Genomic DNA, 11,458 nt, shown 5'->3' with positions numbered 1-11,458 from the left:
TTAAGGCGTTAAAAAGCATAAACCAGTTTGGCGATTAACTCAATGTTAGATTCAGCGATACTGATTAATTAACGCATTTTTTTGTTTATTAGCAAGTTTTTGGACAGATTTTAGCCTTTGCCAAACTGAAATAATAAGTGCTTTGATTGCCATTAAACCCGCTGCAAATCGTCAAAGTGGCTAGCAAAGTAAGTTTGCAAAAATTGCTTAAAAGCAATGCTGGCGGGTGACAAAGCGCGTGACGAGCGTTGATAAATAAAGAATCGGCGCATTTTAACCGGCTGTGCCAACGGACGCATTTGCAAACCATTGGCACTTACCCAATCTATCACCTCTGGCATATAAGGCAAGCACAAGGTAATGCCAAAACCTTGGCGGGACATCTCAAGGGCGGTGGACATAAAGTTGACTTTATAGCGCGCCTGCTGAATATGACTGGCGATTTCCTCATCAAGCTCAGCAGTGACTTGCTCGATAAATGGTCCTTGTAAAGTAATAAGCGGTGTGTCTATTAAATCCTGCCAAATGACTTCTGTTTTTTGCGCCAGCGCATGGTTATCTGGCATTACCACACAAAACGGCAGCTGATATAACAAATCGGCGCTGATGTCATCCTCAGACTCCGTAAAGCCACGCTCAGTACCGACGCCCAAATCTACCTCGATGTTTTGAATATGTTCTAAAACATTTTCTGCTGAGCAATCAAGTAAAGACACGCTGATATCTGGATATGCTTTAGCAAATTGAGCAATAACGGCTGGCATTGAAGAGGCAGCAAATTGCGACACCGCAAGTCGGACTTCACCTTGCGCCAAACTTGTCAAGCTACTGGCTTCATTTTCAAATAGCTGCATCTCATTTAAGATACGCCGCGCTTGTGGTAATAAATTATAACCAACGACGGATAAAGATAGCTGGCGGGTGGTGCGGTCAAATAGCACGATACCAAGGCTGGACTCCAACTCTTTAATCAAACCACTGACGGCAGATTGGGTCAAATGCATCTGCTCGCTGGCACGGGTAAAACTGCCATTGTCGGCAACACTGACAAAAGCGCTCAATTGGCGAATACTGATATTCATAAGCAAACCTGATAAATAAATCAAAAAAAACGATTAGTCTTATAAATTAAGCTAATCTAATATAAATCACACGTCAATAGGAATGATTGATGAAACTTATTTTTTGCTAATTTTTAGTGATTTATACCACCAATTGAAATTAAGGATGATGACAATGTCAGAGTTAAAGGCAGATTTATTTGATAACCCAATGGGCTTGCAAGGATTTGATTTCGTTGAGTTTGTCTCACCTGAGCCTGAGCTTGTCGAAACGCTATTTCGCAACCTTGGCTTTACTCATATTGCCAATCACCGCTCAAAAGATGTCGCCTTGTTTCGCCAAGGAGACATCAACCTTATTTTGAACCGTGAGCCAAAAAGCCATGGCAGCTATTTTTTAGGTGAGCATGGCGCCGGCGCTTGTAGCATGGGCTTTCGGGTAAAAAATGCGCAGCAAGCATATGATCTTGCCATCGAGAATGGCGCTGAGCCAGTAGACGTGCCAACAGGGGTCATGGAGCTGCGCTTGCCAGCGATTAAAGGTATCGGCGGCTCGCTTATTTATCTCATTGACCGCTTTAGCGATGGCAACTCTATTTATGATATCGATTTTGAATACCTACCGGGCGTCGACAAGCATCCAAAAGGCTTTGGCTTCAAGGTTATCGATCATTTAACTCATAATGTCTACCGTGGTCGCATGGCATATTGGGCCGACTTCTACGAGCGTATCTTTAACTTCCGCGAAATCCGCTATTTCGATATCACCGGTGAGTACACCGGTCTGACCAGTAAAGCAATGACTGCGCCTGATGGCAAAATCCGTATTCCATTAAACGAAGAATCAAAGCAGGGCGGCGGGCAAATTGAAGAGTACTTGATGCAATTTAATGGCGAAGGTATTCAGCATATCGCACTATTGAGTGATGATTTGTTGTCTAGCATCGACAAATTAAGAGACATGGGTATCCCGCTGATGACAGCGCCAAATGAAACCTATTATAAAATGCTGGATGAACGCCTACCAAACCACGGCGAGAATGTCGCTGAGCTACAAATGCGCGGTATCTTGTTAGACGGTACCACAGAAGGCGGTACGCCACGCTTATTGTTACAGATTTTCTCTGAAACCATCCTTGGTAGCCCAGTGTTTTTTGAATTTATCCAACGTAAAGGCGATTACGAAGAAGGCTTTGGTGAAGGTAACTTTAAAGCTCTGTTTGAATCAATCGAGCGTGACCAAGTCCGTCGCGGCACGATTGGTCAGCTAGACACGGCAACGCCATAGTTTTAGCTTAATCACTTATAGATACGCTAAATATGATAAATGGGCAGGACAAAAGGAATTTGTCTTGTCCTTAATCGGCAAAGTACCGCTTGCGATGGTAAATCCACAATACTTGAGAGTTACTGGCGACAAGCGACTGTACTAACGCTAATAAAAGGAACACAGGCATGGAACGCCTACAAGCTCAACATTCTATCCATCAAGCCCTTAGTGCTAAGACTATTACTTCTAATGCTCTCGGCGCTGATGCTTCTAGCCATACTGATTCACCTGCTAAAAAGCAGCCTTACCTCTCGCATCAGCCAGACGGTCAGGGTCATATTGATTATAGCGCCGATGAAAATGCCATGTGGCAGGCGCTGCTTACACGTCAAGCCAAGCAAATACCCAATCGAGCTTGCTCTGCCTATCTAGAAGGCTTAGAAAAGCTAAACCTGCCATTGACGCATATCCCGCAATTAAATGACATTGACCAAATCCTGCAAGCAACAACTGGCTGGCAAACTGCTGCCGTTCCTGCACTTATTAGCTTTGGCAAGTTTTTTAAACTCTTAGCAAATAAACGCTTTCCGGTAGCGACCTTTATCCGCCGATTCGAAGACATGGATTATATTGAAGAGCCTGATATTTTCCATGAAATCGTTGGCCATTGTCCGCTGCTGACCCATCCTGCGTTTGCCGCTTTTAATGAGACGTATGGCAAGCTGGGTTTGAATGCCAGTAAAGAAGAAAGGTGGTTTTTAGCACGGCTTTATTGGTTTACCATCGAGTTTGGTTTGGTAGGTACTCACCCTGACAATCGTCGTATCTATGGCGGCGGTATTTTAAGCTCGCCTTCTGAAACGATTTATGCGCTTAATGGTAGCGATAAACGATATCAGTCTGGAAATCAGCATCACTCTAAGCATCACCAACCGCAAAATCAACCAGAACACCGCACATTTGATTTACTGGATGTACTGCGTACGCCTTATCGCATTGATCATATTCAGCCGATTTATTATGTCATTGATGATTTGGATACGCTGTTCGATATCGTCGATAGCGACATCATGGGCATGGTCAAACAAGCGATGTCGCTTGGCTTGTTTGAACCAACTTATGCGCCAAAAAGCTCTTAATAAATTAAAAAAATGCATGGTTAAAATAAAAATGTAGTAAAGCATGCTGCTGTAAAAACAGTATTAACACGGACGTAACGGTATTAAACCTAACAGTATTAAAAAAATAATAGTTAACTTAAAAGGACATTATCATGACGACATTATCACAAGCCAGCTGTGAAGCCTGCCGTATCGGCGCACCAACCGTCGATGACACAGAAGCACGCGAGCTATTAACACAAATTCCTGATTGGTCGCTCATCGAAGTCGATGGCATTAAGCAACTACAGCGTCAATATAAATTCAAAAATTTCGTCACAGCGATGGCATTTGCTAATGAGCTGGCCGACATTGCGGAAGCAGAAGGGCATCATCCGGGTATTTTGGTAGAGTGGGGCAAAGTGACCGTCACTTGGTGGTCACATAGCATTAAAGGTCTGCATCGCAACGATTTTATCATGGCAGCCAAAACCGATAGCCTAATGGGTAAGTGATGAGACTGGCAATAATCATTGCAACTCATTAAAATTGTCCCACCCAAAACCAACCCTAACGCCAGAATATATATGATGGCACCATAAGGATGTGTTATGCCTCCACAAGTACTTACCGAGCTATCTCCTAAGGTAGCTTTTATTATTGCCAGCGTTGTCATCGCGATTATGGGTGTGACCATGATCGGCTTTGGCTGGGTACCGCATCTGTCATTGATGCTTGCAATCGTTGTTTTATTAGGCCTTGGTATGTATAAAGGTCTAAGCTTTGAGAAGATGCAAGAGCAGATGTCGTCGGGCGTTGTCAGTGGTATCGGTGCTATTTATTTATTATTTTTTATTGGTTTGCTGGTCGCCGCGCTGATGATGTCGGGCGCTATTCCTACCATTATGTATTATGGTTTTGATCTCATCTCACCGCAGTATTATTATATTTCTGCTTTTGTTCTGACTTCTATTATTGGCGTCGCTCTAGGTAGTAGTTTGACCACAGCCGCGACACTTGGTGTGGCCTTTATTGGTATGAGTAATGCCTTTGATGCCAACGTTGCTATTGCTGCTGGTGCGGTGGTTTCGGGCGCTTTTTTTGCCGATAAGATGTCGCCTTTGTCAGATACTTGTACGCTTGCATCTTCTGTCGTCGGTATCGATTTGTTTGAGCATATCCGCAATATGATGTATACCACGGTACCGGCTTGGCTCATTACGGCTGGGCTATTTTGGTATTTCTCTGGCCAGACAGGTACCGGCGATTTGGGTCAAGTGACCTTATTGCAATCACAATTGGTCGATAGCGGCTTAGTCCATGGTTATGCCGTGTTGCCATTTATCGTGTTGGTGGTGTTAGCGTTATGCCGAGTCAATGCCATCTATACTATCATTTGTACGATTGCGACCGCTTTAGTGCTTACTTATCTGCACAGTACGCCAAGTATTGGACAGATGGGCGGCTATCTGTTTGCCGGTTATACGCCTGCCGAAAATCTAGAGCTGGGCGAAGTGGCAGGTATGATTTCACGTGGTGGTATGCAAAGCATGTTCTTTACCCAGACTATTGTGATATTGGCGTTAAGTTTGGGCGGTTTATTACGTGCATTGGGCATATTGCCAGCATTATTGTTAGGTATTAGACATATGCTAACGAGCTCAGGCCGTGCTATTTTTGCCGCGGCGCTGGCGGCTTTAAGCATTAACGTGCTGATTGGTGAGCAGTATTTGAGTATTTTATTATCAGGAACTGCATTTCGTCCGACCTTTGAGCGTTTGAATTTACACCCTAAAAACCTATCGCGTACCATCGAAGATGCGGGTACGGTTATCAATCCATTAGTACCGTGGAGCGTGTGCGGTGTGTTTATCAGTCAAGCATTAGGCGTGCCTGTGCTTGAATATTTGCCTTATGCCTTTTTCTGTTATTTATCACTCCTGCTTACGATACTGTTTGGATTCACAGGTATCACCATCAGCTGTAAAGATGGTTCCAGCATTCGTAAGCAACATAAAGTACAAATGGCCAATTAGCGAGGGGCTATTTTAGGATAAGCCGATAGTTGACCAAAAACCACTCTAAATCGCTTAGAGTGGTTTTTTTTGGTTAATCTGAACGACTAAACCATATATCTAAAAGTGGCTGAATAAGAGATAATAGACGACATAGATTTTCGCTTACCTCAATAAAAAGGCAGTCCTGCATGACCCATAATAATCCATATAATCTGATACCCTTGCAACCAACAGGCAGAAATGAGACCAATACCGCCAATACCTATTCACCTGACGACATGATTACGATTTACGAGCAGCAGTTTTTGACCGAAGTGCCAGAAGATGAACTCACAGAGTTCTTACCTTTTTTAAAAGCGTTTTATGATATCGACGACCATACGTTGGATGTTAGTGCGGTGATTTTTGATGCGATTGCGGACGCTTGTATTATTTATAACCACAAAGTCAAAGTCGGGCGTTATGAGATATTAGAAGGCTTGGTAAAAGAAGAAATTGCAGAAGATGCAAGTGATGTAGAAGGCGCTGAAGACAAACAAGTACAAGCCTATACCCTAGAGTGTAAGCGTACTTTTTTTATCAATGAGATAGAAATACCTTATCATTTTAATTTATTTATCCATGGCGATAATTATTCTACCTTGACGAGAAGAGAGAGCGTGTTAGAAAAAATGTATTGGCTTGTCAGTGAGAGCTTTGATGAGCATTTACTAGAAAATCCTGAGGGTACTGAGAGCTTGGCGTCTATTAATGAGCAACTGGCAGGCTTGGGTATTCGAGAAATGGATCTGACTACTATTCATGAGCTCGTGGACTATATAGAAGACAACATCATAGATGACGACATGGCAGATGCGGTTAATAAACTGCTAGATGAAGCCGAGTAGCATTAAATACACCATCCACTGTTAAAAAAGACCTCGCTTAGCCAATTTAGCGTGGTCTTTTTTTGATAGAACAGCCAATTTTAAACAGCAAACCATAAAAAACCCTCGTAATCGATAGATTGCGAGGGTTTCGTATATGGTACCGGTGGTCGGTACTTAATTAAATACCTAAGTCATTGATAGTATTGTTTTAGTTAATCCCAATAACTTAGTTTACTGTTAATTTTACTGTTATTAATTTATATCAAGCCTCGTCATGCTCTGGTACCGGCGCCGGTTCAATGTGCAAATCATGCACTTTTATTAGCCATGCGTCAAGCTCATGCTCAAACCAAAAAGACGAGGTCCCGTCTTTATATTGGGCCGGAAAGGTACCGGCTTTTATTTTCTCATAGATGGTTGATTTTGGTATTGCCATTTTATCAACCACTTGCTCGATTCGTAATCTCCGTAAGTTAGTCATCTGCTGCCTCGCTAATCTGTAACTGCATTGCCATTGCCTCATAGAGTGCTTTTGTCTCTATCGGCTGCCAATAATAAACATCATCAAAAAACCCTTCTTCATCTGCCACGTTGCCAAATCCTTTCATTACTTCACCGTCAAAATATAACGAGTGCTCAATGCTGCTTTGCTCACCATCATAGCGATAGACGATAACGTCTTGATGATGGGTCGGTAGCTTATCTTTAACGCTTATCCAAGTAGGCGAGGGCTTAATATACGGCTGCATCTTGTCTTTATAGTGCGTTGATTGCGCCCAATTCTTGGCTTCATCAACTGATTTAAAAAACTCGTTTCCATGCTCGTTAGTCATGCGCTCGTAGTAGTCAATCAGATAAGCACCTTCTAAGTCGTCATAACGAATGGTGTAGTCATGCAGTGGCGATTTGGCTGTATGCGTCACAATCTCTGCATAGTTGTTTTGTGACCACTTCAACGGCTGTAATGGTAAATTATTCATGGCTCACTCCTATATCTATCTATATTTTTAATCGTGTGATTTATTTTCTCGGTCAGTATGATGGCGTGGTTAATATCAGGATTATCAGTGTTAGTGGGGTTTTGATGGTTTATAACCGCATTGACGCCCCGATGGATACACACCAGGTTCTCAATATTGCAATTAGTACGATCATTATCTAAGAACCGTATGCAGTGACCTTTGGGTATTTTGCCGTTATGCTGCTCCCATATAACAACGTGTTTGCGTCGCCAGGTTCGCGGCTGCTTGGTCTTGATAATTACATAACCATCTTTGCTGCAAAATCTCTCAGCGCCGACTTCTTTTGTCTTAAATCCACCATGCCCTTTTTTAAAAAAGTAGTCTGAATTAGTGCGGTGTGGCTTACCCTTATTCCAGGGTATGCCGCCTTTTTTAAGCTGACCAGCATTAACGCCACTTTTAAATCCGCACCGTCTACAAAAAGATGACACCACATTAACGCTAAAATCAGTATCAAACCGCTTGTTTAGCCTGGCGGTAAGCTCAGCTCTCGATATACCTTTTTGATTGCTACGAACCCAATCAACCAAATCTTTATTGTAAACACTGCACTTAATCATAACCAAGCGCCTGATTACGCATGACATCGACCACCTTTTCAGGGGCGTACTCACTGACAATCTTTACGCGCTCATTGATAACGCGCTCACCATCAATGGCCTGTGCAATAATAGGGGTGACAGCCTTTGCTCTAGCAATCTCAGCGTCTAGCTGCTCAGGTGTTAGGTCGGGATTCATTAAGTTGTTCAGCATATCGTGCGAAAAGCCAATTACTGCGTGAATATCTCTGCGTGCATTACTCATAGTTATTATCCTCATATAAAATAGATGACTCGTATCGTGAGTCATTCGGCTTTGCCTTGACTGCTTTTTCAAAGCACATGCTTAGCACGTAAGGAGTGTCAATCTCGGCGGCCAGCGTTCTGTCGTCACTACTGGCGGTAACGGCGTGTATTAGCTCCCACGCAGGATAATTAAATCAATCTATGGCATACCAGTTCACGGGTGTCATACTGATTCTTCTTTATCGCAACTACGCCAGCATCACCAAGTCGCTTTATATGCCTTTGTACTGTGCGTCGATTCATGTTACCTCTAGCCTCTATCTGACTTGTAGATAACGGCTCGTCACTGGCAAATATTATCTTGACCGTCTCAAGCAGTTGGTCGCGGTTTTTTGGATTGGTCATGGTTGCACCTACTTACTGTAGTCACGCTTGCAGGGTTTACCCTCTGAGCGCCATTTGTTGATTAGATTGTTTAGGTCGGCCAACACTGCTTTAACCTCGTCTTGCATACCCTCATACGCATACATATCAAGCGTGTGGTAGTCTTTGATTTCTACCGTCTGACCATATTCACGCACTGGCTTACACTCGAAAACCTGATAAGTAAACTGGTTTTTATTTCGCATGGTCAGGTATGCTCGCCACTGCCAAGCGTCAAAGTAGCGCTCAGGTTTATAGCTACCAGTCAGCTTGTGGTCATAGACCGTGTAGGGCGTTTCAACATCAATCATGCCCACCAAGTCCACACCATCTATTAGCTGCATAACGTGCTTATTCTCACGCTCGTAGGGCAGACCAAGACAGATAACATGCGTATCATCTGAATTGAATAAAGCATCTAAGTTAAACGTAAAGCCGTCCATCTCAACAATACTATGACTGTTATTCGTCTGCTCTAAGTGCTTATGCCAAGCCGTCCCTGCTGCCATAGCAGGGTTTTGAGTAAAAGCGCCGTAAAAGCGCTCATACAATTCATCTTCCGACATTTCGCTATCTAAAAAATACTGATAGCTATCAAGCCATGTCACTGATATGCGATTATTCGACATTGGCGACCTCTGCTTCCTGTTCATTAGCAGGCTCAAACTCGTCATCTGCAACTACATCTTCAACCACGTCAACAAAGTGCTTTGCTGCATCGTCAAACTGAATACCTTGCATGGCTTGTGCTGCATTCCATATATCTGAGCGCATTTGCTTATACAGCGGATGATTAACTTTAAGCCCGTCAATTAACGTATTGATATGCTCTGCGTCCTCTGCGCCGACAAGCTCTGTGCGCAGGTCATCAAGGTCTTGCTGAGCCTTGGCTGCTTCTGCTGATAGGCTGTTAATGTGGTTTTTGGTTGCTTGGATAATATCCGCTAGCTGATTGGGCGCGTCTGTCATTGAGTTAATAACGATATTACCAATCTGTCCGCTATCTTTGGCTAAGTAAGCAGGGTGCGGAATAAAATTAAGCGTTCTGACTGCGCCGTTTTGACCTTGCTGCATGGTCATATAGCCCATCATATCAGCGACTTTGTAAGCCTCTTTTTTGCTACCGCCGACCATATCAGGTCGCTTGATAACATTGTCGCCGTCTTTATCTTCCGAGGCGTGAGCGAGTAGCACAATATCTTTACCCATACCGCGTAGCATTTTGAGCCAGTCGGTAAACATACCGCCAAGTTTTCCATAGCCTTGCATTGATAATTGACCGTCACGGCGGGTATTGCGACTATCGCCTTTTAAGCTGTCAGTCATCATGTCTAATGCGCGTCCGGCTGTGTCCACAATGATAGTGTCGTAACCTTGCAAGTCCTGCGCTGTAAATCTTGCTACTTCATTCCATGAGCCGATCTGCACTGTGTCTTTACGAAAAGCGCCTGCTCGATGTGCACCTTTGTCAAAGTCAAAAAGGATAGGGTTCTTAGCGGTAAACGCTAATGATGTTTTCCAGATGCCAGGGTCGCCATAGATAAATGTAATGATGTTTTCAACATTTAACGGCTGTACTGACGTAACGATATTAAGTGCCATGATTAAGATTCCTTTTCTGTTTGTTTGATTGCCTGTCGTTTCATTTCACCGCTTTGCATTGACGCTATCAATTCATCAAACGTCATACCCAAACGGCTGCTAATCTCTTGCTGTGACTTGATAAACGCTGCTTGCTCGCTATCAGTCATCTTGCAGCTCAACGTGTCGTGTACGTCATGCTGCGCCCATTCCCAGTTGTCTGCTTGATGATTCATAATCCTGCCTCCGCTGCGGTCAACGGTTCGCCTTGGTTGTTGATTGGGACGACGTAAGTCCAGCCGTTATATCCACTTCTAAAAATAAAGGGCAGTCCTGAATAAACCTTATCTATCATCGCTGTTTGTTTGCGCTCAATGGCATGAGCCTCAGAAACATCAGAAACAAAACAAGGCACATAAACTTGATTTTTCAACATCGCCCTACAAAGCTCACTACCTGTTAGCTCTTTAGTTGTATCACGCTCAATTAGCGAGTTTTGCCAGTTTGAGGTGTCGTAGCCTTCGCCAATCAATGAAAACTTAAACTCACTGTAGTCGTCACCCTCATAACAAAAACCCTCTTTATAGGGAAAGACCTCTTTGCTGAACCTATGCGCGCTACCATCTGCGTCAATCGCTGCAAATCTCCATCTTTCGTGCATGTTTTTAAACGCGCTTTGGTCTAGTTGCTTGAGCTGTGGTTTTTCGCGCTCATTTTCTAACTTGATAATCGACATCTTGTTAAGCTCAACCATTCCTGATAGTTCAGCAATCATTTCTGCTTGCTCTTGCACTAATTGCAGTAAATCTGCTTTTTTAATCTTACTCATACATCACCTGCCTTAATCCGTCTCAAACTTTCATTAGCCGCTTTAATCTCTCTAGCCTTTGCAGACTGGTCGTAGTCGTCAACATAACCGTCGCTAGTCAGCGGCACCCATTCATTACTTGCTAAGCCGTCAACCATCTTGTAAGCCTTGCCGTCGATTGCTTGATAAGTCACATCGTCGTCAATGTCGGCTTGATTATCCAAATTGTCGTACTTGTGATTGATGACGGATGCTTGCTTGCTGTCGTATTCTTTATCGACTGCGCTAGGTAGCATCGCAAAAGCGATACCACCCCACAGTAAGCCGCCTACAAGCGCGATACCTACTAATTCATTGCTCATGCGCTTTCTCCTTCGACTTCAACAACCGATACAAGGTCAAGCTGTCTTAGATAATGCCTGACCAGTACGCCGCGAGCTTCCATCTTTGAGCCAGCTTCTACGCGCTCAACCATCGTCACGCCGTCCATAATGTGTGTGATTTCCCAAAGTTTCATGATC

The 11,458-nt window shown here is 43.6% G+C and carries 17 protein-coding genes; 5 read left to right on the top strand and 12 right to left on the bottom strand.

Translation table 11 applies throughout. The features are described 5' to 3' along the window. Window positions 1–152: 152 nt before the first annotated feature. Window positions 153–1,082, bottom strand: a complete 930-nt coding sequence (locus tag B2866_RS10360) for a LysR family transcriptional regulator (protein WP_296193778.1) — start codon at window positions 1,080–1,082, stop codon at window positions 153–155. Window positions 1,083–1,236: 154 nt separating this feature from the next. On the opposite strand from B2866_RS10360, the gene hppD reads away from it, so the two are divergent. The 5 genes from hppD to B2866_RS10335 all read left to right on the top strand — a co-directional run bounded on the left by hppD (window position 1,237) and on the right by B2866_RS10335 (window position 6,336). Further along, the gene (hppD, locus tag B2866_RS10355; RefSeq protein WP_296193776.1) at window positions 1,237–2,349 is read left to right on the top strand and encodes a 4-hydroxyphenylpyruvate dioxygenase; all 1,113 of its coding nucleotides are present in this window, start codon (window positions 1,237–1,239) and stop codon (window positions 2,347–2,349) included. A 167-nt stretch (window positions 2,350–2,516) separates the two neighbouring features. Beyond that, entirely contained in the window at window positions 2,517–3,470 is a 954-nt protein-coding gene (phhA, locus tag B2866_RS10350; protein ID WP_296193773.1) for a phenylalanine 4-monooxygenase, read from the top strand. Between the two features lie 134 nt (window positions 3,471–3,604). Then, window positions 3,605–3,946, top strand: coding sequence for a 4a-hydroxytetrahydrobiopterin dehydratase (locus tag B2866_RS10345; protein ID WP_296193770.1), 342 nt, complete (start codon window positions 3,605–3,607; stop codon window positions 3,944–3,946). 96 nt (window positions 3,947–4,042) lie between these two features. Next, entirely contained in the window at window positions 4,043–5,467 is a 1,425-nt protein-coding gene (nhaC, locus tag B2866_RS10340; RefSeq protein WP_296193768.1) for a Na+/H+ antiporter NhaC, read from the top strand. Window positions 5,468–5,637: 170 nt separating this feature from the next. Further along, window positions 5,638–6,336 (top strand): hypothetical protein, encoded by a 699-nt coding sequence (locus B2866_RS10335; protein ID WP_296193766.1) that lies wholly within the window; start codon window positions 5,638–5,640, stop codon window positions 6,334–6,336. A gap of 244 nt (window positions 6,337–6,580) precedes the next feature. Here the strand turns inward: B2866_RS10335 and B2866_RS10330 are convergent, their stop codons facing one another. The 11 genes from B2866_RS10330 to B2866_RS10280 form a co-directional block, all read right to left on the bottom strand. Next, complete coding sequence (locus B2866_RS10330) at window positions 6,581–6,799, bottom strand: helix-turn-helix transcriptional regulator (RefSeq protein WP_296193763.1); 219 nt, start codon at window positions 6,797–6,799, stop codon at window positions 6,581–6,583. Continuing rightward, window positions 6,792–7,298 (bottom strand): DUF551 domain-containing protein, encoded by a 507-nt coding sequence (locus tag B2866_RS10325; RefSeq protein ID WP_296193760.1) that lies wholly within the window; start codon window positions 7,296–7,298, stop codon window positions 6,792–6,794. The genes B2866_RS10330 and B2866_RS10325 overlap by 8 nt, the downstream gene beginning before the upstream one ends. Beyond that, window positions 7,295–7,900: an HNH endonuclease signature motif containing protein gene (locus tag B2866_RS10320; protein ID WP_296193757.1), complete on the bottom strand. Its 606-nt coding sequence runs from the start codon at window positions 7,898–7,900 to the stop codon at window positions 7,295–7,297. Before B2866_RS10320 ends, B2866_RS10325 begins: the two co-directional genes overlap by 4 nt. Then, complete coding sequence (locus tag B2866_RS10315) at window positions 7,893–8,144, bottom strand: hypothetical protein (RefSeq protein ID WP_296193754.1); 252 nt, start codon at window positions 8,142–8,144, stop codon at window positions 7,893–7,895. The genes B2866_RS10320 and B2866_RS10315 overlap by 8 nt, the downstream gene beginning before the upstream one ends. 170 nt (window positions 8,145–8,314) lie before the next feature. Then, a complete protein-coding gene (locus tag B2866_RS10310; RefSeq protein ID WP_296193751.1) occupies window positions 8,315–8,530 on the bottom strand; it encodes an HTH domain-containing protein in 216 nt (71 codons plus the stop codon). Between the two features lie 8 nt (window positions 8,531–8,538). Next, window positions 8,539–9,177 carry a hypothetical protein gene (locus tag B2866_RS10305; RefSeq protein WP_296193748.1) on the bottom strand — a complete coding sequence of 213 codons (639 nt, stop codon included), beginning with the start codon at window positions 9,175–9,177 and terminating at the stop codon, window positions 8,539–8,541. After that, window positions 9,167–10,150 carry an ATP-binding protein gene (locus tag B2866_RS10300; protein WP_296193746.1) on the bottom strand — a complete coding sequence of 328 codons (984 nt, stop codon included), beginning with the start codon at window positions 10,148–10,150 and terminating at the stop codon, window positions 9,167–9,169. Before B2866_RS10300 ends, B2866_RS10305 begins: the two co-directional genes overlap by 11 nt. 2 nt (window positions 10,151–10,152) lie before the next feature. Further along, entirely contained in the window at window positions 10,153–10,365 is a 213-nt protein-coding gene (locus B2866_RS10295; protein WP_296193744.1) for a hypothetical protein, read from the bottom strand. Further along, window positions 10,362–10,958 carry a hypothetical protein gene (locus B2866_RS10290; RefSeq protein ID WP_296193743.1) on the bottom strand — a complete coding sequence of 199 codons (597 nt, stop codon included), beginning with the start codon at window positions 10,956–10,958 and terminating at the stop codon, window positions 10,362–10,364. The genes B2866_RS10295 and B2866_RS10290 overlap by 4 nt, the downstream gene beginning before the upstream one ends. Next, on the bottom strand, window positions 10,955–11,299 hold the full coding sequence (locus B2866_RS10285) for a hypothetical protein (protein WP_296193740.1): 345 nt from the start codon (window positions 11,297–11,299) through the stop codon (window positions 10,955–10,957). Before B2866_RS10285 ends, B2866_RS10290 begins: the two co-directional genes overlap by 4 nt. After that, window positions 11,296–11,454, bottom strand: coding sequence for a hypothetical protein (locus B2866_RS10280; protein WP_296193736.1), 159 nt, complete (start codon window positions 11,452–11,454; stop codon window positions 11,296–11,298). The genes B2866_RS10285 and B2866_RS10280 overlap by 4 nt, the downstream gene beginning before the upstream one ends. Window positions 11,455–11,458 lie beyond the last annotated feature (4 nt).

It is taken from the genome of Psychrobacter sp. UBA3483, from assembly GCF_002377905.1.
Taxonomy (GTDB): Bacteria; Pseudomonadota; Gammaproteobacteria; order Pseudomonadales; family Moraxellaceae; genus Psychrobacter.
This window is presented reverse-complemented; position numbering and strand designations above follow the sequence as displayed.